The following is a 25,758-nucleotide window of genomic DNA, read 5'->3' as shown; positions in this document are numbered from 1 at the left end:
GTCCCATGCGGAATCCTCCGCGACGCTTGTCCCCAGGAGATCACATGAAGATGAAGTCGTTGACCGCTGCCCTCGCCGCAGCTGGGGTGCTGGCCGCCGGATCGGCCGGCGCCTTCAGCCTGACGCCCGAGTGGCTGAAGAGCAAACCCGAGGCGAAGCCTGTCGCCGTCTCGTCCACCGCGCCGGCCCCGGTGCCGATGCTGCCGGCCGCGGGCCAGGTGCCCAACTACCGCGCGATCGTCGCCACCTCCGGCCCGGCCGTCGTCGGCGTCACCGTCGCCGGCCTGCACAAGGCCTCGGCCGAGGAACAGCAGCAGCAAGGCCTGCCGCCCGGTGCCGAGAACGATCCGTTCTTCCAGTTCTTCCGCGGCCTGCCGGGCTTCCAGCAGCGTGGCCAGCGCGGCAACCCGTCGGTGCCGTTCCGCGGCCAGGGCTCGGGCTTCATCATCAGCGCCGACGGCCTGATCCTGACCAACGCCCACGTCGTGCGCGAAGCCAAGGAAGTGACCGTCAAGCTCAGCGACCGCCGCGAGTTCTCGGCCAAGGTGCTGGGTTCGGACGCCGCCACCGACATCGCGGTGCTGCGCATCCAGGCCAAGGACCTGCCGATCGTGCGCCTGGGCGACCCGCAGAACATCGAGGTCGGCGACCCGGTGCTCGCGATCGGCGCGCCCTACGGCTTCGAGCAGACAGCCACCACCGGCATCATCAGCGCGAAGGGCCGTTCGCTGCCCGGCGATGCGGTCGTGCCCTTCATCCAGACCGATGCGGCGGTGAACCCCGGCAACTCCGGCGGCCCGCTGTTCGACGGCACCGGTGCCGTGATCGGCATCAATGCGCAGATCTATTCGCAGACCGGCGGCTTCCAGGGCCTGAGCTTCGCGATCCCGATCAACGTGGCGCTGAAGGTCAAGGACCAGATCGTCGCGACCGGCCGCGCCACGCACGGCCGACTGGGTGTCGCGGTGCAGGACGTGAACCAGAGCCTGGCCGAGTCCTTCGGCATGAAGCGCCCGGATGGCGCGCTGGTCGCGAAGGTCACCAAGGACAGCGCTGCCGAGAAGGCCGGGCTGAAGCCGGGTGACGTGATCACCGCGGTGAACGGCGACCCGATCGTGCGCTCGGGTGCGTTGTCGAGCCGCATCGGCCTGGCGGCGCCCGGCGACAAGGTGAAGCTGTCGGTGTGGCGCGAGCGGGCCGAGCGTTCGATCGACGTGAAGCTGGGCGGTGCCGACCCGGACGAGGACGTCGCGTCCGCCAATGGTGGCGACGCGCAAGGCGTGCAGCTTGGCCTGTCGCTGCGCCAGCTGACGCGCGAAGAGAAGCGCCAGAGCAAGCTCGAGCAGGGGCTGGTGATCGAAAACGTCGACGGCCCGGCGGCGCGCGCCGGCATCGAGGCGGGCGACGTGCTGCTGGCCATCAACGGCAAGCCGGTCACGTCGATCGAGCAGGTGCGGGCCGTGATGGCCGGCAAGCCGAAGAGCGTGGCGCTGCTGGTCGAGCGCGATGGCGAGCGGATCTTCGTGCCGGTGAACCTGGGCTGACCGGGTTCTCGCTGCCTGGCAAAAGCCGATCTGCGGGTCGGCTTTTTCTTTTCTTACAGAGAAAGGCCTCTGCACTGACACGTCCGCGCGCCGATGCCTGTCCGGTAGCGCCGGCATCGTCCCAGGCACATGCGCCACGGTAAGCGGTCCAATGAAGCTCACTTTCATGACAAGAAAGGACTTCATCATGAACAGCCACAAGTCCCTGCTCGCCCCGATCGCCGCCGCCCTCGCCATTGCGTCCGGCACCGCCGTGTGGGCCCAGGACGACCGCGCCCCGCTGCCGCCCACCAAGCAGGCCGGCGACATCACCTACGTGACGGGCGGCGTGGCCTACGAGGAAGTGCCGGCGTTCAAGGACGCCAAGCGCGACTACCCGCTCGCCATCGAGATCTACGAGAAGGCCGGCTCGAAGAACCAGTTCACCGCCGACACGCAGGTCAAGCTGATGGACAGGGAAGGCGACGTCGTGTTCGACGCGCAGGCCGACGGCCCCTACATGCTGGTGAAGGCGCCGCCGGGGCAGTACAAGATGGAAGCCACACTGAACGGCAAGACGGTCACCAAGCAAGTCACCGTGAACTCGCGCGGTACCGCCAATCCGGTGGTGGTGTTCCCGCAGGGCACCGACTGACCCACGCACCGCTCACTGCGCTGACGGGTCCGTCATCAGCGCGGTGTAGCGGCGCTGCATTTCCTCGTGCGTGAGCTTCTCGATGCTGTGCCCGATCAGCCATTCGTGGCCGAACGGATCACGCAGCTTGCAACTGCGTTCCCCATAGAACTGGTCGGTCGGCGCCATCAGCACGGTGGCGCCGGCCACCACCGCCTGGTCGAGCACCGCGTCGGCGTTGTCGACATGCAGGTGCACGCTGGCGTAGCTGGTCGTGCCGCCCACCGGCGGCGCTTCAATGCCGTACTCGGGGAACGCGTCCGACAGCATCAGCACCGACGGGCCGAGTTGCATTTCGGCGTGGCCGATGCGCCCGGAGGGTTCGGTCAGGCGGAATACTTCCTTCGCACCGAAGGCCTGTGCGTAGAACGCCATCGCGGCGGCGGTGTCGCGCACGCGCAGGTAGGTGAATACTTCGTGGATCATGTCGACTCCTTGTGTCTCGAACGTCTCCCGGATTGGCATCCGGGCTACAAATTCGTGCGCAATCTCCAGATCTCGGGGAACAGCACCACGTCGAGCATCTTGCGCAGGTAGCCGACGCCGCTGGTGCCGCCGGTGCCGCGCTTGAAGCCGATCACCCGCTCCACCGTCGTCACATGGCGGAAGCGCCACAGCCGGAACGCATCCTCCAGGTCGGTGAGTTCCTCGCCGAGCTGGTACAGGTCCCAGTGCTGCTGCGGCGCGCGGTAGGCCACCAGCCACGCCTGCTCGACGCCATCGTCGCAGGCGTAGGGCTGCGACCAGTCCCGCTCCACATGCGAGGCCGGCACCGGCAAGCCGCGCCGCGCCAGCAGCCGCAGCGCCTCGTCGTACAGCGACGGCGCGCGGTACACCGCCTCGACACGCGCCAGGATCTCCGGCGTGTGCGCATGCGGCTTCAGCATCGCGGCATTCTTGTTGCCCAGCATGAACTCGATGCAGCGGTACTGCCAGCTCTGGAAGCCGCTGCTGTTGCTCAGGTACGGCCGGATCGCCGAGTACTCCGGCGGCGTCATCGTCGCGAGCACATCCCAGGCATGCACCAGCTGTTCCATGATGCGGCTCACGCGCGCCAGCATCTTGAACGCCGTGCCCAGGTCGTCGCTCGCGATGCGCTGCACCGCGGCCCCCAGCTCGTGCAGCATCAGCTTCATCCACAGCTCGCTGGTCTGGTGCTGCACGATGAACAGCATCTCGTTGTGCTCGGGCGACAGCGGGTGCTGCGCGTTCAGGACCTCGTCGAGGTGCAGGTAGTCGCCATAGCTCATGTCGCGCGAGAAATCGAGCTGCGCGCCTTCCTCGCGGACGATGCGTTCGCCCGCGCCTTGCTCGCCCGAGGCGTCGCCGGATTCGTGGTGCGGGCAGCTCATGTCACCGCCGCGCGCTGGTTGAAGCGCGCCTGTTGCCACTCGCCCGTCTGCAGCACCTGCACCAAGTGCTCGACCGCGTCCCACACGTCGATGAACCGGGTGTACAGCGGCGTGAAGCCGAAGCGCAGGATGTCGGGCGCGCGGAAGTCGCCGATCACGCCGCGCGCGATCAGCGCCTGCATGACCGCGTAGCCACCCTCGGCGCGCGCGAAGCTCGCCTGGCTGCCGCGCTGCGCTGCGTCGCGCGGCGTCTGCAGCGTGAGGCCGTGGCCGGCGCAGCGCGCCTCGACCAGCGCGATGAACAGCTCGGTCAGCGCGACCGACTTGCGGCGCAGCGCCGGCTGCCCGCCGTGCGCCTCGGCCGCGAGCATCGTGTCGACGCCGCACTCCAGCGCGGCCAGCGACAGCACCGGCGGCGTGCCGCAGACGAAGCGCCGGATGCCGGCGGCCGGGTGGTAGTCGGGCGTGAACATGAACGGCGCCGCATGGCCGAGCCAGCCCGACAGCGGCTGCCACAGCTGCTCGGCGTCCATGCGGGCGGCGATCATCGGGTGCATCCAGACGAAGGCCGGTGCGCCCGGGCCGCCGTTCAAGTACTTGTAGCCGCAGCCGACCGCGAAGTCGGCCGCGCCGGCGCGCGGCCCGCTGCCCTTCAGGTTCACCGGCACCGCGCCGGCCGAGTGCGCGAGGTCCCACACCACCAGCGCGCCGGCGGCATGCACGGCGAGGTTGGTCTCTTCCATGCGGTGCATGCGGCCGGTGCGGTAGTTCACGTGCGTCAGCATCAGCACCGCGAGCCGGTCGTCGATCAGCGCCGGGATCTCGTCGGCGCCGGCCAGCATCAGTTCGAAGCCGCGCTGCCGCGCCAGGCTCTCGGCGATGTACAGGTCGGTCGGGAAGTTGAAACGCTCCGAGACGATGCGCTTGCGGCTCGGCGTGTCGCGCTGCGCCAGGTCGAGCGCCGCCGACAGCGCCTTGAACAGGTTCACCGAGGTCGAGTCGGCGACGATCAGCTCGTCCGGCCCTGCCCCCAACAGCAGCGCGATCTTGTCGCCGATGCGCTGCGGCAGGTCGATCCAGCCGGCGGTGTTCCAGCTCTTGATCAGGTCGCGGCCCCATTCGGCGGCGGCCACCTGTTGCACGCGGGCCGCGGTGGCGCGCGGCAACGCGCCGAGGGAATTGCCGTCGAGGTAGATCACGCCATCCGGCAGGTCGAACAGCTCGCGCAGCGGCGCCAATTCATCGCGGTTGTCGAGTGCGAGGCAATCTTGTCGTGTCGTCGTCATGCAGGGGTCTTTCAGAGTTCGCGCAGCACGGCGCGCACCGGGGAGGCGCACGCGAGCATCAGCTTCAACGGCAGCGCGATCAGTTCATAGTCGCCGGCCGGCACGTCGTCGAGCACCAGGTTCTCGAGCACGCGCAGGTCGCGCGCCAGCAGCTGGTGGTGGCTGTCCAGCGTCTTGCTGTCGGCCGGGTCGACCGACTGGCTGTCGATGCCCACCAGCTGCACGCCGCGGTCGGCCAGCCAGCCGATGGTCTCGGGCGCGAACGAAGTGAACTCCGGCGACCACGCGGTCGGCGCCTTCAGCACGCTGCGCACCAGCACGCGCGGCGGCAGGTCGGCGGCGAACGGCACCAGGTGCTCCGGCCGCACCAGCGCGCCGATGCCGATCGCATGGATCACGCGGCAGCGGCCCAGGTAGGGCGCCAGGTCGACCGCGCCGATCGCCGGCGCGTCGTCGCCGTAGTGCAGCGGCGCATCGGCATGCGCGCCGATGTGGGGCGACATCGTGATCGCGCTCAGGTTGACCGGGCAGCCCGGGCCGATGCGCGCGGTCCAGGCCTGCGAATACGCCTCGTCGCCGGGGAACAGCGGCGAGTCGGGCGCGATGGGTGGGGAGATGTCCCAGAGCTTTTTCACGGCCGGAACAGTAGCACCGCCGCCGGCCTCGTGGTGTCGGTAATTTCAGACATCGCATCGCCGGATAGAGATACTTGACACCTGAAATATCAAGGTCTAAATTGCGCCAGCGTGGCGATTCCCGCCGCGGCGCCCCGGAGTTCACACAACCATGCGCATCGCCTGCATCGGCGGCGGCCCGGCGGGCCTGTACTTCGCGCTGCTGATGAAGAAGCAGGATCCGTCGCACGAGGTCACGGTGTTCGAGCGCAACCGCGCCGACGACACCTTCGGCTGGGGCGTCGTGTTCTCCGACCAGACCCTGGGCGCCGTGCAGCGCACCGACCCGAAGAGCGCCGCGCAGATCCTCGACGCCTTCAACCACTGGGACGACATCGAGGTGCACTTCAAGGGCGAGGTGATCCGCTCGTCCGGCCACGGCTTCTGCGGCATCGGCCGGCGCAAGCTGCTGAACATCCTGCAGGACCGCTGTGCCGAAGAGGGCGTGCTGCTGCGCTTCGAGACCGACTGCGCCGACGACACCACCGTCGACGCCGACCTGGTGATCGCCTGCGACGGCCTGAACAGCCGCATCCGCAGTCGCTACGCCGCCACCTACGAGCCGGATGTCGACACCCGGCTGTGCCGCTTCGTGTGGCTCGGCACGCACAAGCGCTTCGATGCGTTCACGTTCGCGTTCGAGCGCACGGCATGGGGCTGGTTCCAGGTGCACGCCTACCGCTTCGATGCCGATACGTCGACTTTCATCGTCGAGGCGCCCGAACCGGTGTGGCGCGCCGCGGGCCTGGCCGACATGGGCAAGGAAGAGAGCATCGCGTTCTGCGAGGAGCTGTTCGCGAAGATCCTGGACGGCCAGCCGCTGATGTCGAATGCGGCGCACCTGCGCGGCTCGGCGCAGTGGATCCGCTTTCCGCGGGTGGTCTGCAAGCGGTGGATCCACCACAACGGCCGCGCGCCGGTGGTACTGATGGGCGATGCGGCGCACACCGCGCATTTCTCGATCGGCTCGGGCACCAAGCTGGCGTTGGAGGATGCGATCGATCTGGCCGCCGAGATCCACGCACATCCGGGCGCGCTGGACCAGGCGCTGTCGAGCTACGAAGCGCAGCGCAGCATCGAGGTTCTGAAGATCCAGAACGCGGCACGCAACTCGACCGAATGGTTCGAGAACGTCGAGCGCCATGCGCGGCTCGATGCGCCGCAGTTTGCCTATTCGCTGCTGACGCGCTCGCAGCGCATCTCGCACGAGAACCTGCGGCTGCGCGATGCGGCCTATGTCGGCGGCTACGAGCAATGGCTGGCCACGCGTGCCGGGCTCGACGGCACGCACGCCGTGCCGCCGATGTTCACGCCGTTCACGCTGCGCGGTGTGACGCTGAAGAACCGCGTCGTCGTCTCGCCGATGGCGCAGTACAGCGCGGTCGACGGCGTGCCGGGCGACCACCACCTGGTGCACCTCGGCGCACGCGCGCTGGGCGGCGCCGGGCTGGTGTTCGCCGAGATGACCTGCACCTCGCCCGACGCCCGCATCACGCCCGGCTGCCCGGGGCTGTACACCGATGCGCAGATGCTCGCGTGGAAGCGCATCGTCGACTTCGTGCACCAGGGCAGCAGCGCGAAGATCGCGATGCAGCTCGGCCACGCCGGCGCGAAGGGCTCGACGCGCGCGCCGTGGGATGGCGAAGACCTCCCGCTCGCTGCCGACAACTGGCCGCTGGTCTCGGCCTCGCCGCAGCAGTACCTGGACGGCGTCAGCGACTGGTCGCGGGCGATGACGCGCGACGACATGGACCGCGTCACCGCTGATTTCGTCGCGGCCACCAGGCGTGCCGTACAGGCCGGCTTCGACTGGCTCGAGCTGCACTGCGCGCACGGCTACCTGCTGTCGTCGTTCCTGTCGCCGCTGACCAACCAGCGCACCGATGTCTACGGCGGTGAGCTGGCGAACCGGCTGCGCTACCCGCTGGAGGTGCTGGCGGCGATGCGGGCGGCGTGGCCGGCCGACAAACCGCTGTCGGTCCGCATCTCGGCGCACGACTGGGTACCGGGCGGCAACACACCTGAGGATGCGATCGCGATCGCGCGGGCGTTCAAGGCGGCGGGTGCCGACCTGGTCGACGTGTCGTCGGGCCAGGTCAGCCCGCAGCAGCAGCCGGTGTACGGGCGCATGTACCAGACGCCGTTCGCCGAGGCGATCCGCAACGAGGCCGGCATCGCGACGATGGCGGTCGGTGCGATCTTCGAGGCCGACCATGTGAACGGCATCATCGCGGCCGGCCGCGCCGACCTGTGCGCGATCGCGCGGCCGCATCTCGCGAACCCGGCGTGGACGCTGCTGGAGGCCGCGAAGATCGGGCACGTCAACGGCGTGGGGGCGGACTGGCCGCGGCAGTACCTGTCGGGCAAGTCGCAGCTGGAGCGCAACCTGGAGCGCGAGCGCGCGATGGCGGCGCAGACGGCGGGGCTGTCGGCGCAAGAGCAGGCGAACCTGGCGCAGGGCGTATGAGCACGCTGACCGGCTTGCATGCGGTGGTGACGGGTGGGGGCAGCGGGATCGGCGCGGCGATCGCGGCGGCGCTGCTGGAGGAGGGGGCGCGGGTCACGTTGATGGGGCGAAGCGAGGCCCGGTTGCTGCAGGCACGGGAGCGCTTGGCGGGCAGGGCTTCGACAGGCTCAGCCCGACCCTTCGACAGGCTCAGGGCGAACGGGGGAGGAGCCGGAGCGAACGGGGGAGTGGCCGGAGTGAACGGTGGGGAATCCGTTCGGGCTGAGCCTGTCGAAGCCCTGCCCGCGATCCACGTCTGCCCCGTTGATGTCACCGACCCGGCCAGCGTCGAACAGGCCTTCGACTCCGCCGGCCCCGTCGATCTCCTGATCAACAACGCCGGCCAGGTCGAGAGCCTGCCTTTCTCCCGCACCACGCTCGACCAATGGAACCGCCTGCTGCAGGTCAACCTGACCGGCACCTTCCTGTGCACGCAGCAGGTGCTGCCCGGCATGACCGAGCGCGGCTTCGGGCGCATCGTCAACATCGCGAGCACCGCCGCATTGAAGGGCTACGCCTACGTCGCCGCGTACTGCGCCGCGAAGCACGGCGTGCTCGGCCTGACGCGCGCGCTCGCGCTCGAAGTCGCGCGCAAGGGCATCACCGTCAACGCCGTCTGCCCCGGCTACACCGACACCGACATCGTCGCCCGCGCCGTCGAGCAGATCGCGAGCAAGACGCAGCGCAGCACCGAAGCGGCGCGCGACGCCCTCGCCGCCGCCAACCCGCAGGGCCGCCTGGTGCAGCCCGACGAGGTCGCGCAGGCGGTGCTGTGGCTGTGCCGGCGCGAGTCGGCCAGCATCACCGGCCAGGCGATCGCGGTGGCCGGCGGGGAGGTGATGTGATTTCCGAAATCAACGACCTCGAATCCCGCGTCATCGACGATCACCACCAAGCCCTCAAGCTCTGGCTGCGCCTGCTGTCCTGTACCAACCGCGTCGAGTCGGTGATCCGCAACCGGCTGCGCAGCGAGTTCGCGACCACGCTGCCGCGCTTCGATCTGCTGGCGCAGCTGGAGCGCGAGCCGGCCGGCCTGACGATGGGCGAGCTGTCGCAGCGCCTGATGGTGACCGGCGGCAACGTGACCGGCATCACCGACCAGCTCGAAGCCGAAGGCCTGGTGCGCCGCGCGCCGCACCCGGGCGACCGGCGCGCGTTCGCTGTGCAGCTGACAGCCTCCGGCCGCCGCCAGTTCCGGCGCATGGCGGCCACGCACGAGCAGTGGGTCGTCGAGCTGTTCGCCGGCTGGTCGGCCGACGAGAAGACCCAGGTGCAGGACTTGCTCTCGGTGCTGAAGCGCCACCTGGCCGGCGTCGACAGCGCGCTGCCTGCCAAAGCCTTGAAGAAGACCCGAACGAAGGAGAAGACCCCATGACGCGTGCGATGGATTCCCACCTCGCGGACGGCAACCGCCAGGGCGCGGCCGCGATCGTGCCGCGGCACGTCGGCTGGGCGCTGCACGGCCGCGTCGGCGTGATCACGCTGAACCGGCCGGAGCGCAAGAACCCGCTGACCTTCGAGTCGTATGCCGAACTGCGCGACCTGTTCCGCACGCTCGCGCAGGTCGACGAGGTGCGGGCGATCGTGGTGCAGGGCGCCGGCGACAACTTCTGCTCCGGCGGCGACGTGCACGAGATCATCGGCCCGCTGACGAAGATGACGATGCCCGACCTGCTGGCCTTCACCCGCATGACCGGCGATTTCGTGAAGGCGATGCGCGCCTGCCCGCAGCCGATCGTCGCGGCGATCGACGGCGTGTGCGCCGGCGCCGGCGCGATCATCGCGATGGCGTCGGACCTGCGGGTCGGCACCTCGCGCAGCAAGACGGCTTTCCTGTTCTCGCGCGTCGGGCTGGCGGGCTGCGACATGGGCGCCTGCGCGCTGCTGCCGCGCATCGTCGGGCAGGGGCGGGCGTCGGAGCTTCTGTACACCGGGCGCTCGCTGGGCGGCGACGAGGCGCTGCAGTGGGGTTTCCTGAATCGGGTGAGCCAGCCGGAAGCGCTGCAGGCCGATGCGCTGGCCTGGGCGAGCGAGATCGCGGCCGGGCCGGGTTTTGCGCATGCGATGACGAAGCGGATGCTGCATCAGGAATGGGCGATGGGCGTCGACGAGGCGATCGAAGCCGAGGCCCAGGCGCAGGCGATCTGCATGATGACGCAGGACTTCCACCGGGCGTACGAGGCCTTCGCCGCGAAGGCCAAGCCCGTCTTCGAAGGCGACTGATGAGTGCGCACCTCGACTGGCCGTTCTTCGAGGCAAGGCACGTCGCGTTGGAACAAGAGCTTTCGCGCTGGTGCACCGAGCACCTCGCCGACGTGCCGCACGACGATGTCGACACCACCTGCCGTCATCTCGTGAAGCAGCTCGGTGACGCCGGCTGGCTGCAGCACGCCATCGCCGCGAAGCCGGGCGACGCGATCGACACCCGCGCGATCTGCCTGCTGCGCGAGACGCTGGCGCGATACCACGGCCTGGCCGATTTCGCGTTCGCGATGCAGGGCCTCGGCGCCGGAGCGATCTCGCTCGACGGCACCACCGCGCAACGCGAGCGCTACCTGCCGCGGGTCGCGCGCGGCGACGCGATCGCGGCGTTCGCGCTGTCGGAACCCGAGGCCGGCTCCGACGTGGCCGCGCTTGCCTGCGCCGCGCGCGACGATGGCGACGCCTACGTGATCGACGGCGAGAAGACCTGGATCTCGAACGGCGGCATCGCCGATTTCTACGTGCTGTTCGTGCGCACCGGCGAAGCCCCGGGCTCGCGCGGCATCACCGCGCTGATCGTCGATGCCGACACGCCGGGGCTGGAGATCGCCGAGCGCATCGAGCTGATCGCGCCGCACCCGCTCGCGAGGCTGCGCTTCAGCGGCTGCCGCGTACCGAAGACGCAGCGGCTCGGCGAAGCAGGCCAGGGTTTCAAGCTCGCGATGCGCACGCTCGACATCTTCCGCACCTCGGTCGCGGCGGCCGCGCTCGGTTTTGCGCGGCGCGCGCTCGACGAGGCGCTGCAACGCGCGACGACCCGCAAGATGTTCGGCCAGACGCTGGCCGATTTCCAGATCACGCAGGCGAAGCTCGCGCAGATGGCGACCACCGTCGACAGCGCGGCGCTGCTGACCTACCGCGCCGCATGGCAGCGCGACCAGGGCCGCAACGTGACCCGTGAGGCCGCGATGGCCAAGCTGGCCGCCACCGAGGGCGCGCAGCAGGTCATCGATGCCGCGGTGCAGCTGTGGGGCGGCGCCGGCGTCGTCAGCGGCAACACGGTGGAGACGCTGTACCGCGAGATCCGTGCGCTGCGCATCTACGAAGGCGCTACCGAGGTCCAGCAATTGATCATCGCCCGAGAGCTGTTGAAAGGAGCGTGAGATGTCCGCGCATGTCGACACCTTTGCCCGAGACCACCTGCCGCCGCGCGATCAATGGCCCGAGCTGGTGTTCGACCTGCCGGAGCTGCAGTTCCCCGCCGAGCTGAATTGCGCGGCCGAACTGCTGGACCGCTGGGTCGATGAAGGCCATGGCGACCGGCTGTGCATTCATGGGCAAACGCAAGGACAAGGCGTGCGCTGGACCTACGCGCAGCTGCAGGCCCAGGCCAACCGCATCGCGCATGTGCTGGTCGACGACCTCGGCCTCGTGACCGGCAACCGCGTGCTGCTGCGCGGGCCGAACTCGCCGATGCTGGCCGCCTGCTGGTTCGGCGTCGTGAAGGCCGGCGGCATCGCGGTCGGCAGCATGCCGCTGCTGCGCGCGAAGGAGCTGGTGCAGATCGTCCACAAGGCCGAGATCAGCCATGCGCTGTGCGATGTCCGCCTGGCCGACGAACTCGCGCTGGCCGGCCCGCCCTGCCCGACGCTCGCGCACGTGCTGCACTTCATGACCGATCGCGACGGCAGCCTCGAAGCGCGCGCGGCCACCAAGCCGGCCCGCTTCGACACCGTGCGCACCGCGGCCGACGACACCTGCCTGATGGCCTTCACCTCGGGCACGACCGGCACGCCGAAGGCGACGCTGCATTTCCACCGCGACGTGATGGCCGCCTGCGCCTGCTGGCCGCGCCATGTGCTGCGGCCGACTGCCGCCGACGTGTTCATCGGCAGCCCGCCGCTCGCGTTCACCTTCGGACTCGGCGGGCTGTTGCTGTTCCCGCTGTCGGTGGGCGCGTCGACGGTGCTGATCGAGCGCCCGGGGCCGGATGCGCTGCCGGCCGCGATTGCGCAGTACCGCGCGACCACGCTGGTGACCTCGCCGACCGCCTACCGTGCGATGGCCGGCCAGCTCGCCGCGCACGACCTGTCGTCGCTGCGCCAGTGCGTGTCGGCCGGCGAAGCGCTGCCGGCCGCAACGCGCCAGCTGTGGAAGGACGCGAGCGGCATCGAGATCATCGACGGCATCGGGTCGACCGAGTTGCTGCACATCTTCATCTCGCACGACGAGTCGCATGCGCGGCCGGGCGCGACCGGCACCGTGGTGCCCGGCTACCGGGCCTGCGTGGTCGACGACGCCGGCCGGCCGCTGGCGCCGGGGCAGGTGGGGCGCCTCGCGATCAAGGGGCCGACCGGCTGCCGCTACCTGGCCGACGAGCGGCAGCGCCAGTACGTGAGCGACGGCTGGAACCTGACCGGCGATGCCTACCTGCAGACCGAGGACGGCTACTTCGTCTACCAGGCGCGCACCGACGACATGATCATCTCGGGCGGCTACAACATCGCCGGGCCGGAGGTGGAGGCGGCCCTGCTGCTGCACCCGGCGGTGGCCGAGTGCGGTGTGGTCGGCGTGCCGGACGACGAGCGCGGGCAGATCGTCAAGGCCTTCGTCGTGCTGCGCGCCGGGCAGGCGGGCGATGCGGCGATGGCGAAGGCGCTGCAGGATTTCACCAAGCAGGCGATCGCGCCGTACAAGTACCCGCGCGCGGTCGAGTTCTGCGCCGCGCTGCCGCGCACCGAGACGGGCAAGCTGCAGCGCTTCAAGCTCCGTTCGGGCTGAGCCTGTCGAAGCCTGCGTACACAAAGAGGAGACATCAGGATGAAAGTGCTGCAACCCCCCGAGTGGCTCCCCCCGCGCGGCTATGCGAACGGCGTGGCCGCCGAGGGCGTGCTGGTGTTCGTCGCCGGCCAGATCGGCTGGAACGAACGCTGCGAGTTCGAGAGCGACGATTTCGTCGACCAGGTGCGGCAGGCGCTGCGCAACGTCTGCGCGGTGCTGGCCGAAGGCGGCGCGACACCGCAGCACATCGTGCGCATGACCTGGTACGTGCTGGACCGCGCCGAGTACCTGGCGCGCGGCCGCGAGGTCGGTGCGGTGTTCCGCGAGCTGGTCGGCAGCTACTCGATCGCGATGAGCGCGGTGCAGGTCAGCGCGCTGATGGAGCCGCGGGCGCGCGTCGAGATCGAGGTCACGGCCGTCGTGCCGCGGGCCTGATCAGGGCGGCAACTCGTCGGCGGAGCGCGGCTGCGCCATCCGCACGCCGTTGTGCTCGGCCCGGAAGCGCGCCGACATCTCGTAGACCCGCTTGCGCACCCGCATCACCGCGCCCAGCGGCCGGTGCGCCGCGAGGCCGTGCCACGGGCTGAACGACATGCCGTCGTCGATGGCCGCCGAGCGCGTCTCGGTCCACGCGAGCTGCGGCCGCATCACGATGCGCGCGACGGTGACGAACGGGCTCTGGTCCTCGGGCCAGCGCACCGACGCATCCTCGATCGGCATCGTCTGCAGGTCGGTGCACAGCTGCACGCGCAGCTCCCACTCGCCGCCGGCCCGTGCGAAGTGCGACAGCACCGCATCGCGCAAGGCCTGTGGCCGGTCGTGCATCTCGACGTGCGCGCCGGTCAGCGCCTGCAGTTCCTCGGACACCGGCACCACCTGCACCTTGCCCATGTACGGCCCCCACAGCATCGGCACCTGGCTGAAGTAGGTGTCGCCCAGCGGGTTCGTCTGCGGATGCCCGCCGAGCGCCTTCAGCGTGCCGCTTTCGAGCCCCACCTGCTCGATCGCCCTTTCGGCACCGCGCAGCACCGCCGAGACCGCCTTCTTCAGCGTCGGCACGCGGTCGGTGGTGGCCGCGAGCAGCTTCAGCCCGGCCAGGAACTGCTTCGGCCCGGCCGAGCCGAACACCGGGCCGTTGACCAGCACGAAGTCCTGCGTGAACTGCCCTTCGCTGCCGGGCAGCCGCACGCCGTCGACGCCGATCAGCTTGATCGCCATGCCGCGCGGCGTCGACACCGCGTCGTCGAGGATGTCGCCGGGGATCGTCGACAGCCGCATCACCAGCGGCCATTCGCCGGGCGCCGCGAACGCGCCCTGCGCATACGCCGCCGGCAGCCCGGTGGGCACGCGCAACTCGCCGCGCAGCAGGCCGTGGCTCTTGGCGTGCACACCGCGCAGGCCGTGGCCCGAATGCGCCCAGGTGGTCTGGGCGATGTCGCGCATCGTCTTGATCATCTGGTCGCAGGTCTCGGACTCGTCCTCCTCGGCGTGTTCGAAGGACGCGTCGTACGGGATCGGCGTGATGTTCATGGCGCGATGATGGCCGCCACGCCGGGCCGCCTGCGTCGGACGCGGAACTGAATGCCTGTAGGAGCAGGCCGCCCTGGCCGTGTGTCCTGGTGGTGCGTCAATACCCTCGCAGGTCGTCCACCTTCAGCACGGGTTCGTTGCCGCGAATGCGCTGCAGCGTGCGCGTGACGACCTCGATGTCGTTGTCGAAACCGCCGTGCGACGCCCGCACCAGCACCGGTTTGCCGTCGCTGCCGATCGCCGTCTCGATGCGGTCGCTGGTGACGAGCTGCGTGCGCGCCGCGAGCTTCGCATCGGCCGCTGCGGCGCGCCAGGTCGCCAGCGCCTCGCCGGTGTCGGACGAGCCGTCCCAGCCGGCGAACGCGGTGTCGTTGACGGCGTCGAGCCCGAGGATCGGCGTGCGCAGGTCGGTCTCCAGCGCGTTCGACACCAGGTACAGCAGCGACTTGCGGTAGATCGATGCGACGTTGTCGTCGCGCTCGACCTTGTCGGACAGCACGTCCAGGTGCAGCCGCTCCATCACCTGCGGGTTGCCCGCATAGTGCTGGTTCGCGAACGCGACGGTGCAGGCCGGCGCATACAGGTTGACCGACGCGAGGCGCTGCGCGAGGCCGTCGTCGCGGCCGGCGTGCTGGCGCGCCGTGAGGGCGCTGAGAAAGTGGCCGAGCGCGATCGAGCCGGCCGAGTGGCCGACCAGGTGCAGCTCGAACTGCGCGCCCCAGGTGGCGGCCAGCGACTGGATCGCGTCCAGCAGCAGCTCGCCGCCATGGCGCGGCGCGAAGGCCAGCTGCGCGTTCTCCTTCATCTCGCTCCAGATCGGCTTGGCGAGCGGGCGGCCGATGGTCTTCTCGATCAGCAAATCGGTCTTGTCGGTCAGCCATTCGCCGGCCCCGGCGCGTGCCGGTTCGCGGTGGAAGGCATCCGACAGGATGTCGCCGATCGATTCGAGCATGCCGGTCTTCCACACCAGGAACAGCGGGTAGCAGCCGTTGCCGAGCAGGTAGCGGCCCATCGCGGCGGCCCGCTTGACCGCATCGGCCTCGTTGTTCAGGCCGCCGTGCACGTAGAGCAGCAGCCTTTTCGGTCCCGATCCGGGGCCGTCGGGCTGGCTGCGGAACCACTGGTCCGGCAACGCGTAGGCCTGCTGCTGCAGCTTGCGCGGCTGTTCGTCCTCGGTCAGGTAGCGGCTGACGCGGCCGTCGTTGCCGAGCACCACGCTGTGCTGGTAGGCGAGGGCGGTGTCCCACCAGCCGTTGCGGTTCGCGTCGCTGCGCTTCGCGCCGGTGCTCTGGGCGCCCGGCTGCGACACCGCGAGCCGCCCGGCCACCACGCCCGGCACGCCGAGCGCGACCACCCAGGCGTCCATGCCGTTGGCCAGCCAGTCGAGGTACGACAGCGTCGCGAAGCCGCCGGCGCCCCAGTCGCTGCCCCAGGAGTTCTGCAGCACGAAGCCGCGGTCGTTGAAGCCGACCAGCGCGAACGCATGGCCGCCTTCCTTCGAGGGCCGGCCGTCGAACCCGATCAGCGGCAGGTCGGCATGGCCTTTCGGTTCACCGGCGACGTCGGGCACGCCATCCCAGCCGTCGTGCGTGAAGGCCGAGACGAACACCGCGCCGTGCTGCGCGATGGCGGCCTGCATGTCGGTGATCGACTGCGTGTCGACGCGGTAGTAGACGCCCAGCGTGTTCTGCGTGGCGCGCGTCGCGAAACCGTAGCGCGCGGTGTCGGACTTGTCGGCCTGGTAGGGCCAGTCCTTCTCCAGGCACACGCCGTTGTTGAACCAGCCCTTCAGCGCGCCACGGCAGCTCGAGCCCTCGTAGTTCTCGCCGTCGTATTCGTCGTGTCGGCGAGCCAGCGTGTAGAGCATGCGCGGGCTGACGGATTCGAAGCGGGCCGGCGTCTTCGCCTTCAGCCAGCGCAGGTAGTTGATGACGCAGCCCAGGCCGAAGCCGGTGCAGGCGCCTTCGCTGCCCTGGTTCAGGATCAGCCCGGCCTTGGCATAGCCGGGCAGGAAGCGCTGCACGACCTCGGCGCCGGGGAACTCGTCGGGCAGCGTCAGGGCCGCGGGCATGTACTGGCGGTCGCGCAGGTCGGCGGTGTCCTTCTTCGTGCGCGAGACGCGGTGGGTGCTGCCGGCGGGGCGGCGCGACTTGGGCGCTGCGCGCTTGGCTGCCCCCGCTCCGGCGGTCCCCGGCGCATGCGCGGCGCCGGCGAGGTCGAACACGCTGCGGAATGCGTCGAGCCCATGCGCGCCGCCGTTGACCAGCTTGCGTGCCGCGGCGAGATCGCCCTTGCCGACCGCGGCGCGGAACTTGTCGGCCTTGTCGAACAGGAACTGCGCGAGCACCACCGCGGCCACCTCGGGCGCGTTCGCCTTGTCGGGGTCGGCATCGAGCGCGAGGCCGATCACCTCGCCGTAGTGCTTGTAGTTCGCCTTGCCGGTGAGTTGTACGAAGCCGCGGCCCTTGTAGCGCGCGCCATCGCCGGCCGCGCCGTTGCCGATGTCGCGGCGCAGGTCGTAGCTGCTGAACGGCGCGCCGCCCGGTGGCGTGTTGAAGCGCGACTGGAACTCGGCGATCGGAACGAACCCTTCGGTCTCGGCGCGGATGGTGCCGAGCGCGCCCAGCACCATCGGCCGGTCGACCAGGCCGGCCGCGCGCAACGCGGCCTCGACATACGGCAGGTAGCGCGCGATGTTGGCCGGCTTGGTGGCGGGGAACAGCTGGCTGACGAAGCCGACCGTCAGCACCGGATCGGGTGGCGGGCCTTCGTCGGCGAGCTTCAGCAGCATCTGGCAGCGCGGGCCGACGATGCCGTCGGCGATGACGCCGATGCCGGCCTGCCAGCGCCGGATCGCGGCATCGAAGCCGTCGTCGATCGAGGAGGCGGCGCTGGTCAGCACCGGGAAATCCGCGGCATCGGGGCCGAGCTCGGTGGCGAGCGCCTGCGCGAGGCGAGCCACGTCCGGACCGGACGCACCCTTGGAGATCAAGAGCTTCATGGGCTCCTCCGTGGTGGTTGAGACTGCGTGGCCAGTATCGGGCGCTGCCGGTCTACGTCCATCCCACATGTGATGGACGCGGCGGCGGTGCTACCGTTGCGGGATGTCCAGCACGCCCGTCGTTCCGCCGCCCGTTCCGCCACCCGTTCCCCCTGCCGTTCCGCCCGTTGCACCCGCTGCTTCGGCCTGGGCGCCGCTGTCGCTGCCGGTGTTCCGCATGCTGTGGGGCACCTGGGTGGCCGCCAACGTCTGCATGTGGATGAACGACGTGGCGGCGGCCTGGCTGATGACCTCGCTGACGACCTCGCCGGTGCTGGTGGCGCTGGTGCAGTCGGCGTCGACGCTGCCGGTGTTCCTGCTCGGGCTGCCGAGCGGCGCGATGGCCGACATCCTCGACCGCCGGCGCTACTTCATGCTGACGCAGGTGTGGGTGGCCGTGGTGGCGGTGGTGACCTGCATGACGATCGCGTTCGATGCGATGAACGCGCCGCTGCTGCTGGTGCTGACTTTCGCGAACGGCATCGGCCTCGCGATGCGCTGGCCGGTGTTCGCGGCGATCGTGCCGGAACTGGTGCCGCGCTCGCAGCTGCCGTCGGCGCTGGCGCTGAACGGCATCGCGATGAATGCGTCGCGCATCATCGGGCCGATCGTGGCCGGCGCCATCATCGCGAGCGCCGGCAGCGCGTGGGTGTTCGTGCTGAACGCGCTGCTGTCGATCGGCGCGGCGTTCACGATCAGCCGCTGGAAGCGCGAGCAGAAGGCGAGCACGCTGCCCGGCGAGCGCTTCCTCGGCGCGATCCGCGTCGGCGTGCAGTACGTGCGCCAGTCGGCGCGCATGCACGTGGTGCTGCTGCGGGTGTCGCTGTTCTTCCTGCAGTCGACCGCGCTGCTCGCGCTGCTGCCGCTGGTGGCCAAGCGGCTGCACGGCGGCGGTGCCGGCACCTTCACGCTGCTGCTGGCGTCGATGGGGGCGGGCGCGATCGCCGCGGCGCTGAACCTGCCGCGCATCCGCCAGCGGCTGGGGTCCGACGAGCTGGTGCGCTGGGGTTCGTTCGTGCAGGCGATCGCGATGGTGTTGGTGGCGCTGGCGCCGAGCGTGGCGGTGGCTGCGATCGCGATGGTGGCGGCTGGTGCGGCGTGGATCTCGGTGGCCAATTCGCTGACGGTGTCGGCGCAGCTCGCGCTGCCCGACTGGGTGCGGGCGCGCGGCATGTCGATCTACCAGATGGCGCTGATGGGCAGCAGCGCGGCCGGCGCGGCACTGTGGGGCCAGGTGGCGGCGATGACCGACGTGCGCAGCAGCCTGATGGCCGCGGCGGCGATGGGCTGCGTGGCGCTGCTGCTGACGCGGCGGGTGCGGCTGTCGGCGGTGGCCAAGGAAGACCTGACGCCGGTCAACACGCTGAAGCCACCGGTGACCGCGCTGCCGCTGGACCCGCACGACGGGCCGGTGCTGATCGCGATCGAGTACCGGATCGACCCGGTGCGCGCCGGCGAATTCCTGCACGTGATGCAGGAGCGGCGCAGCAGCTGCCTGCGCCGCGGCGTGCTGTCGTGGAGCCTGTTCCGCGACACCTCCGACCCGGCGCTCTACGTGGAGCAGTTCGTCAACGAATCATGGGCCGAGCATCTGCGGCACTTCGAGCGGATGACGGTGTTCGACATGGAGTTGCGCGAGCGGCGCCTGGGTTTCCATGTGGAGCAGTCGCCGCCGAAGGTGACGCGGTATGTGGCGCAGGGGTTGGGGTCCTAGTCGTTTTTCCCCCATGGGTTCTTGAAGAGCTGAATCGCTTTCGAGACGGTTTTGGTGGCACCGTCGATCATTCTTTTCAGACGCAGGCGATCCGCGGCATCGGACAGCTCCATGTCCAACCGCGTGATGTCAAAGCCGGTCTGAAGCGAGTCCTGGAATCCCACTCTGGTCCGTTGCTCCGCGAGAAATTCATCCTCGAAACCGCAGGTCAGCAGTTCTTTCGCTTGATGCTTCTGCTTGCTCCATCGGTGCGCTTCCGCCTCCCCGATGGCATTTTCAAGTGCGTTGCAGTCAGGCCGGCCGGTCCGGATCCATGACGTCAAGGCTTTCTCACCCTCCGTCGTCAAGAGCCTTCCCTTCAGAGGCCATCCTGTCAGCGCCAGACACAGCGGATCCGCCAGCTCTCGGGTTCCGAAGGCACAGGCCGACAATGTCATCAAGCCCTTCAAGCGCTCGAAGTGTGCTCTGCGCAGTGCTGTGGCCGAACCCAGCGCGGCAGCCGTCTTGTCGGTGCGCGACAGCGCGTTCAACGTCACGAGGTGACTGGCCGGTGGCGAGCGATCAGCCACCAGCCTGCGGCTGATCTCATGAATGACGTCTTCGGGCAACAACTTGTCTTGCAGCGCGGCGGCAAGTTGCCGATGCAGGAGGCCTTGAAGCTCCTTCTCGGGCAGAAGGCGGTGAGAGGCCTCTTTTCGTCGCAGGTAGGCGAGTGTCAGCTTGATGACTCGACCTGTCTCGAGCTCGATGACTTCGCCCGGCTGCTTCTTGGCTAACTGATCGGTGACCAGGCCGAAGTCAACGTCGATCTCGATTCCCTTCCACTGCGAACCGCAGAGAGCCATCACGTCCTCGAACTCCGAGAAGTTCTGCGCATGCAGGGACGGTGAAATGCGAACGCATTTCAGCGAAGGGCAGCGAGCGATGAGTTCGCGCAGGAACCCGACGGATCCCTTGGAAAAGTGCGCCTGCCCTGCGTCCGGGCGTCCGACGATGCTCAGGGTGGCGAGCGGGCGTGCCGCCGTCCCGGGGCTGTCCGGATCGGGCGGTGCCTTTTCGCCCAAGGTTTTCAGCAGATGAGCCAGCGAGCTCAGGTTCCCGCACTCAAGGTGAAGTTCAGTCAGTGACCGACATCCTTCGCCAAGCGCCTCGGCTTGTTCCTGTGTCAAGTGGGGCACGCGGAGCTTGAAGGCGAGCAGCTCGGGGTTGTGGACGAGGCCCGCTGCGAGTGCGGTGATCCAATCACCGTCATCGGTCACATCGGGGTCCGAGATGCTCAGCATTGCCAAGCCAAGCAAGCCGGGCATCGCCCAGGAGAGTGACAGCAGGGCATCGCAACAGGTGATGCATCCGAGCAAGTCCAACTCAAACGGGACGCTGCGCTTTTCCTTCAGCACATCGCACAACTCAGCGATGCATTCCATGGTGAGTTCGCACCCGGTAGCGAACTCGATCTGGTGAACATGCGGCAGATTCTTCAAGGAACTCGTGACGATGCCAGCGCCCTCGACGATGCCCTGCAGGCGTGTGAGCTTGAATGTCGTCACGACCTCACGAAAGCGACGCTTGTTGCCTTGGGCGAGGCATCGCTTGGCGAACCACAGCGCGCAGGCGGGATGCAGAAACGGGTGATGTTTGGTGAACGCCTTGTACTTGGCTTGCGTTGCCTTGTCGGCATCGGAGATGTCGATTCCAAGGTCACGACTCAGCGTCTCGATGAGCGTCTTGCCTTCGCCGTAAGGGTTTAGCGCGGGGTCGATCGATGATGGAATGAATGTGCGCGGACGTGATTTCTCGGTGATTTCCATGGCGCCCCCTTGGTTCATGAAAGGGGTGAGTGACAGCCGCCTCGAAATGGTTCAACCGTCGACGCGCTCAGGCGTGACCCTTGTTCCCCTCCTGCCAGGCCGCGAACTCCAACGGCCTGAGGCCGAAGCGAACGGCATTGCCTGCATGCAGGCTCTTGAACTCGCCGACAACCAGGTCGACGAAGTGATCCTGGTCGCTCACGTCGACCGTCGAAGGGATCCTGGCGCGCACCGCTGATGCCGTGAGCGCGTCGCCGCCGCGCACGATGCCCGCGACGACTTCGCTCAACGCACGGCGGTATCGAAGCCGGAAGACATCGGGCGGGACCAGCTCCCGAATGACCGCGACATAGTGCTGGCACGAATGCGCGTAGGCCGAGACGAAGACGTCGCGCAGCAGTTCGATGCGGTTCAGTTCATAGACTCCCAGCAGCGCGTCCACGTAGTCTTGCTGCGGTACCTCGATGAACGACAGCGGGCACAGGTTGTGGCGGATGAACGGGATGTTGGCGGCCAGCCGGGACACGCGCTTGTTCACGTCCTCGAAGGGCTGCAGGTAGGGCACGTGCACCATCAGGAAGAAGGCTTGCTCGAAGGGATCGCGGATCTCCGCGGCCGTCTGCACGACGATGTCGAACAAGGCCTCCAGTTGCTGTGTCGGTGGCAGGTACACGCTGCCGCCGATCCCGACGCCTCGGCGTCGGATGCGGCCCACGGCCGACGGGTCGGCCATCAGGCCGTCCGACAGCAGCGCGTGCAGCGTGATGAGCGTGTCCGGCTTCATGCTCGCGCGTTCCGGGTCTCGCACCAGGTATTCGATGGCCTCCTTGTGGTTGAGGATCATCTGGGTTTCCAGCGCGTCCTTGCCTTCGGCCGCCTGGCCGAACTCGATCAGTCGCTCGGTGTCGAGGCGGCTGTAGGTGTTGCCTTCCAGCCGGGAGGAGGCCCATGACAGGTCGATCAGCAGCCGGGCGAGGATGTCCTTCGCAAACGTGCCGGCCGGCGCCTGCTCCGAGGGAGATTGCCCCATGTCATGCAGCCGGTCGCGCAAGCCTTGCGGCAGGTAGGCCGTCTGGTTGGGGAGGTAGTCCTCCAGGAACGCGAGGTTGTAGCCCACCGGCCGGCGCTGCAGGCGCGGCAGGCGGATGCAGGCCCGGATCTCTTCGCCTTCCCGGGAAATGGACGCAGTGGCTGCGGCGATGGCGCGGGACCTGTCGGTACGGCCGTAGGTGGGAAGGGGTTCGGCGACCCCGATGGATCGGGCCAGGTAGCGCGTCGAGCGCCCGTCACCCTGCGTGACGATGCGGTTCTGCTCGACGAGCGCGGCCAGGCGGCGCTGCAGCGTCCGGCGCTTCACCGGCTCGTCCAGCGCTTGGGAAATTGCGTCCAGGCCAATGCCCGCGGGATGCGCGGCAATCAGTGCGGCCAGGCGGTCGAACTCTTGTTGTGGCGTGATTCGTGGCATTCGCGTCAATTCCTGGGATGGAATCGCGCCAGTATTGCGCCACTCGAAGTGGCGCGCAAGCCATTTATCGCGCCATATCCTCCATCGCCGACACGATCGCCCCCGGCGTCGTGACCCAGATCTCGCGGTGGTGGTCCATCACATGCCGCAGCGCGCGCCGCAGGTGCCGCAGCCGATACGGCTGTCCGACGATGTATGGGTGCAGCGCGATGCCCATCACCAGCGGCTGGCGCTGCGACTGCTCGAGCATCTCATCGAACTGGTCGACGATCATCTGCGCGAAGTCCTTCGCGTCCATCTGCCGCGCGATGACCATCGGGATGTCGTTCAGCTCCTGCGGGTAGGGCACCGACCACAGCGTGCCGCCGCCGCGCGTGCGCAGGCGCACCGGCTGGTCGTCGTGGCACCAGTTCAGCGTGTACTGGAAGCCGGCCTCGGCCAGCAGGTCGGGCGTGACGTGGCTCTCCGAGATCCACGGCGACAGCCAGCCGCGCGGCGCCAATGCATGGCGCCGCGTCATCGTGTCGCGGCAGTGCTCGATCAATGCGCGCTCGTCGGCCTCGGCCAGCGATCCCTGCCGGACCGAGTTGGTGTGGCCGTGCGCGATCATCTCGTCGCCGCGCTGCACGAAGGCATCGACCAGCGGCGCGCTCAGTTCGTACAGCGCGGTGTTCAGGATCACGCCGGCCGGCATCGCGAGCTGGTCGAACAGCTCCAGGCAGCGCCACGCGCCGACGCGGTTGCCGTACTCGCGCCAGCTGTGGTTCAACACGTCGGGGTGCGGCGAGGCGGGCCCAAGCGCTGCGCCCAGCCCTTCGCCGAACGCGAAGTCCTCGAGGTTGAAGCCGAGGTACACCGCCAGCCGCTGCCCGTTGGGCCAGCGGAAATCCGGCCGCTGCGTGATCGGCGAGTAGTCGAAGCGGCCGTGCGTGCGCAGCGGACCGAAGCGGGGATCGGGGTCCGGATGGCTCATGGCGCAGGCCGAAGCAAGCTGCGCACCACGGTCACGGTGCAATCCGACTGCGCCACCACCTCGGCCGACACGCTGCCCAGGTAGCGCCGCAGCCCGCCGCTGCTGCGCGCGCCCATCACGACGTGGTCGACCTGGTTCTTGCGCGCGTAGTCGACGATCGCGGTCGCCGCATCGGGCGCCTCGAGCACGTGGAAGGTCACCCGCCCGGCCTGCTCGGGGCGCGTGGCCTCCAGGTCCTGCAGCAGCGGACGCGCCCAGTGCTTCAGCTGCACCAGCAGGCCCACGTGCTTGCTGCCGCCGTCCTTGTCGAGCATCTCGTCCATGCCGATGCGGTTGATCTTCAGCACCGCCAGGCACGCGAGGCGCGCGCCGGGCTCGGTGTGCAGCAGGCGCTGCACCGTGTCGCGCACCGCCTCGAGCAGCGCCGGCTCGGCGTTCGCGACATCCACCGCGGCCAGCAGGATCGGGCTGCGCGCCGCCTGCCCCGCCGCATTGCCACGCTCGGCCGGCTCGGCACCGAGTGCCGCGAACCAGCGCCGCAGCGTCTGCACGCGGCCGCTGCGCGCGCGCCGCGTCGCGCGGTCGGTCAGCACCACCTGCTCCGGGTTCTGCAGCTCGAACGCAAGCTGCGCCGCACTCTGGTGCCGCTTGTCGGGCTGCACCTCCAGGCAGCGCAGCACCAGCTCCTGCAGCCACGGCGGGCAATCGGGCCGCCACGCGAGCGGCGGCAGCGGATCCTGGTAGAGCCGCTGGCGCAGCCCGCGCACGCTGGTGGGCGCGCCGAACGGGCGCTCGCCGGTCAGCAGGTGGTACAGCAGCACGCCGAGCGCGAACAGGTCGCTGCGCGGGTCGTTGCGGATGAACTGCACCTGCTCCGGCGACATGTACGGGCCGGTGCCCATCGGCAGTTCGAACTCCTCGTCGAGCAGGTCGGGCAGAAAGTCGTGGCGCGACAGGCCGAAGTCGACCAGCACCGCGTCGCTGCGCGAGCCGTCCGCAGCCTTGCGGAACATGATGTTGCTGGGCTTCACGTCGAGGTGCACCACGTGCTGGCGGTGCAGGTCGTGCAGGGCCGTCGCGATCAGCGCGCCGCAGCGCACCACCTCGTCGATCGGCAGCGGCGCGTCGTCGAAGCGCTTGCGCAGCGAGTCGCCCGACAGCCGCTCCATCACGATGAACGGCTGCCCGGTGAAGTCGGCCTTGGCGATGAACTTCGGCACGTGCACGCCGCTGATCGACGGCAGGATCATCTGCTCGACCTCGAAGCCGACGATGCTGGTCGGGTCTTCGCCGCCCTTGATGCGCGGCACCTTCATGATCAGCGGCATCGGGTCGTCGCTGCCGAGCCGCGTCACCGCCCACAGGTTGGCCATGCCGCCCTGGTGCAGGTGGGCATCGAGCCGGAAGCCGTCGATGACCTGGCCGGCGGCCAGGCGCGACGAGGGCTTTGCCGGCCCGGCCTCAGTGTCCATCGATCAGGCGCTGCGCAAGCCGTTCGGGCAGGCCGGCGGCCAGCACCTTGGCGGCCGCGGCCTCATGGTCGTAGGGCACGCGGTGGTAGGTGAGGTCGCCGCTCACGGTGTCGAACGTGGCGTAGGCGGCGGCCGGGTTGCCGTCGCGCGGCTGGCCGGCCGAACCGGGAATCACCAGCCACTGGCGCTGCGGCGACAGCGGGATCGGCACGCCTGGCACCGGCGTGAAATCGCCGACCTTGCCGGTGCCCGACAGGTGGAACAGCAGCGGCTCGTGCACATGGCCGCAGAAGGTGATGCGCGCATCGGTGGCGTGCAGGCTGCGCACCGCGTCAAGCCGGCCGGTGACGTAGCCCCACGCGGCCGGCGCATGCGCATTGGCATGCACGTAGAGGCGATCGGCGTCGCGCGCGGTGAGCGGCAGCTTCGCCAGGAAGTCGAGCTGCGGCGGCGTCAGGCGCTCGTGGGTCCAGGCGGCGGCCTCGCGCGCGTCGGGCACCATGGTCGGCTGCGGGCCCTGCACCGCGGCCGCGTCGTGGTTGCCCAGCACCGCGATCGCGCCATTGGCCACATGCGCCTGCACGCAGTCGACCACCCAGCCCGGCTCGGCGCCGTAGCCGACGTAGTCGCCGAGGAACACGTGCTGCTGCGCGCCCTGCGACTGCGCATGCGCGAGCACCGCCTCGACGGCCTCGCGGTTGGCATGCAGGTCGGTGACGAGGGCAAGCTTCATGCGGG

21 protein-coding genes are annotated in these 25,758 nt (G+C 69.3%); 10 read left to right on the top strand and 11 right to left on the bottom strand.

Going from position 1 to position 25,758, the window contains the following annotated elements; translation table 11 throughout:
- Window positions 1-44: 44 nt before the first annotated feature.
- Together ACXJLU_RS01105 and ACXJLU_RS01100 are read left to right on the top strand one after the other, a co-directional pair.
- A complete protein-coding gene (locus ACXJLU_RS01105; protein WP_457328670.1) occupies window positions 45-1,544 on the top strand; it encodes a Do family serine endopeptidase in 1,500 nt (499 codons plus the stop codon).
- 187 nt (window positions 1,545-1,731) lie between these two features.
- Entirely contained in the window at window positions 1,732-2,178 is a 447-nt protein-coding gene (locus tag ACXJLU_RS01100; protein ID WP_073465706.1) for a hypothetical protein, read from the top strand.
- Between the two features lie 12 nt (window positions 2,179-2,190).
- Here the strand turns inward: ACXJLU_RS01100 and ACXJLU_RS01095 are convergent, their stop codons facing one another.
- From ACXJLU_RS01095 to kynB, 4 genes are read right to left on the bottom strand one after another with little or no spacing between them, the layout of a single operon-like run.
- Entirely contained in the window at window positions 2,191-2,643 is a 453-nt protein-coding gene (locus ACXJLU_RS01095) for a VOC family protein (RefSeq protein ID WP_457328669.1), read from the bottom strand.
- Between the two features lie 44 nt (window positions 2,644-2,687).
- Complete coding sequence (gene kynA, locus ACXJLU_RS01090; protein ID WP_457328668.1) at window positions 2,688-3,569, bottom strand: tryptophan 2,3-dioxygenase; 882 nt, start codon at window positions 3,567-3,569, stop codon at window positions 2,688-2,690.
- Window positions 3,566-4,855, bottom strand: a complete 1,290-nt coding sequence (gene kynU / locus ACXJLU_RS01085) for a kynureninase (RefSeq protein WP_457328667.1) — start codon at window positions 4,853-4,855, stop codon at window positions 3,566-3,568. The genes kynA and kynU overlap by 4 nt, the downstream gene beginning before the upstream one ends.
- 11 nt (window positions 4,856-4,866) lie before the next feature.
- Window positions 4,867-5,490 (bottom strand): arylformamidase, encoded by a 624-nt coding sequence (gene kynB, locus ACXJLU_RS01080; RefSeq protein WP_457328666.1) that lies wholly within the window; start codon window positions 5,488-5,490, stop codon window positions 4,867-4,869.
- Between the two features lie 151 nt (window positions 5,491-5,641).
- Here kynB and ACXJLU_RS01075 point away from each other — a divergent pair, with 151 nt between their 5' ends.
- Genes ACXJLU_RS01075 through ACXJLU_RS01045 form a run of 7 tightly spaced genes read left to right on the top strand, consistent with a single transcriptional unit; the run spans window position 5,642 to window position 13,453 of the window.
- Complete coding sequence (locus ACXJLU_RS01075; protein ID WP_457328665.1) at window positions 5,642-7,996, top strand: bifunctional salicylyl-CoA 5-hydroxylase/oxidoreductase; 2,355 nt, start codon at window positions 5,642-5,644, stop codon at window positions 7,994-7,996.
- Window positions 7,993-8,880: an SDR family NAD(P)-dependent oxidoreductase gene (locus tag ACXJLU_RS01070; RefSeq protein WP_457328664.1), complete on the top strand. Its 888-nt coding sequence runs from the start codon at window positions 7,993-7,995 to the stop codon at window positions 8,878-8,880. Before ACXJLU_RS01075 ends, ACXJLU_RS01070 begins: the two co-directional genes overlap by 4 nt.
- The gene (locus ACXJLU_RS01065) at window positions 8,877-9,410 is read left to right on the top strand and encodes a MarR family winged helix-turn-helix transcriptional regulator (RefSeq protein WP_457328663.1); all 534 of its coding nucleotides are present in this window, start codon (window positions 8,877-8,879) and stop codon (window positions 9,408-9,410) included. Before ACXJLU_RS01070 ends, ACXJLU_RS01065 begins: the two co-directional genes overlap by 4 nt.
- On the top strand, window positions 9,407-10,258 hold the full coding sequence (locus tag ACXJLU_RS01060; protein ID WP_457328662.1) for an enoyl-CoA hydratase family protein: 852 nt from the start codon (window positions 9,407-9,409) through the stop codon (window positions 10,256-10,258). Before ACXJLU_RS01065 ends, ACXJLU_RS01060 begins: the two co-directional genes overlap by 4 nt.
- Window positions 10,258-11,400: an acyl-CoA dehydrogenase family protein gene (locus tag ACXJLU_RS01055; RefSeq protein WP_457328661.1), complete on the top strand. Its 1,143-nt coding sequence runs from the start codon at window positions 10,258-10,260 to the stop codon at window positions 11,398-11,400. The genes ACXJLU_RS01060 and ACXJLU_RS01055 overlap by 1 nt, the downstream gene beginning before the upstream one ends.
- A gap of 1 nt (window position 11,401) precedes the next feature.
- Window positions 11,402-13,018, top strand: a complete 1,617-nt coding sequence (locus ACXJLU_RS01050; protein WP_457328660.1) for an AMP-binding protein — start codon at window positions 11,402-11,404, stop codon at window positions 13,016-13,018.
- Between the two features lie 39 nt (window positions 13,019-13,057).
- Entirely contained in the window at window positions 13,058-13,453 is a 396-nt protein-coding gene (locus ACXJLU_RS01045) for a RidA family protein (protein WP_457328659.1), read from the top strand.
- On the opposite strand, the gene ACXJLU_RS01040 is transcribed toward ACXJLU_RS01045, so the two are convergent.
- Together ACXJLU_RS01040 and ACXJLU_RS01035 are read right to left on the bottom strand one after the other, a co-directional pair.
- Complete coding sequence (locus tag ACXJLU_RS01040) at window positions 13,454-14,548, bottom strand: catalase family protein (RefSeq protein ID WP_457328658.1); 1,095 nt, start codon at window positions 14,546-14,548, stop codon at window positions 13,454-13,456.
- Window positions 14,549-14,645: 97 nt separating this feature from the next.
- Window positions 14,646-17,549, bottom strand: coding sequence for a C1 family peptidase (locus ACXJLU_RS01035; protein ID WP_457328657.1), 2,904 nt, complete (start codon window positions 17,547-17,549; stop codon window positions 14,646-14,648).
- Window positions 17,550-17,652: 103 nt separating this feature from the next.
- On the opposite strand from ACXJLU_RS01035, the gene ACXJLU_RS01030 reads away from it, so the two are divergent.
- On the top strand, window positions 17,653-19,302 hold the full coding sequence (locus ACXJLU_RS01030; RefSeq protein WP_457328656.1) for an MFS transporter: 1,650 nt from the start codon (window positions 17,653-17,655) through the stop codon (window positions 19,300-19,302).
- Here ACXJLU_RS01030 and ACXJLU_RS01025 read toward each other — a convergent pair.
- The 5 genes from ACXJLU_RS01025 to ACXJLU_RS01005 form a co-directional block, all read right to left on the bottom strand.
- Window positions 19,299-21,110: a leucine-rich repeat domain-containing protein gene (locus tag ACXJLU_RS01025; protein WP_457328655.1), complete on the bottom strand. Its 1,812-nt coding sequence runs from the start codon at window positions 21,108-21,110 to the stop codon at window positions 19,299-19,301. The two genes, ACXJLU_RS01030 and ACXJLU_RS01025, sit on opposite strands and share 4 nt — an antisense overlap.
- A gap of 67 nt (window positions 21,111-21,177) precedes the next feature.
- Window positions 21,178-22,575: a Fic family protein gene (locus ACXJLU_RS01020; protein WP_457328654.1), complete on the bottom strand. Its 1,398-nt coding sequence runs from the start codon at window positions 22,573-22,575 to the stop codon at window positions 21,178-21,180.
- Window positions 22,576-22,639: 64 nt separating this feature from the next.
- On the bottom strand, window positions 22,640-23,548 hold the full coding sequence (locus ACXJLU_RS01015; protein ID WP_457328653.1) for a polysaccharide deacetylase family protein: 909 nt from the start codon (window positions 23,546-23,548) through the stop codon (window positions 22,640-22,642).
- Window positions 23,545-25,020: a serine/threonine protein kinase gene (locus ACXJLU_RS01010; protein ID WP_457328652.1), complete on the bottom strand. Its 1,476-nt coding sequence runs from the start codon at window positions 25,018-25,020 to the stop codon at window positions 23,545-23,547. The genes ACXJLU_RS01015 and ACXJLU_RS01010 overlap by 4 nt, the downstream gene beginning before the upstream one ends.
- Complete coding sequence (locus ACXJLU_RS01005) at window positions 25,010-25,753, bottom strand: metallophosphoesterase family protein (RefSeq protein ID WP_457328651.1); 744 nt, start codon at window positions 25,751-25,753, stop codon at window positions 25,010-25,012. The genes ACXJLU_RS01010 and ACXJLU_RS01005 overlap by 11 nt, the downstream gene beginning before the upstream one ends.
- Window positions 25,754-25,758: the final 5 nt, after the last annotated feature.

Source organism: Rhizobacter sp. P5_C2 (assembly GCF_054049715.1).
This window is presented reverse-complemented; position numbering and strand designations above follow the sequence as displayed.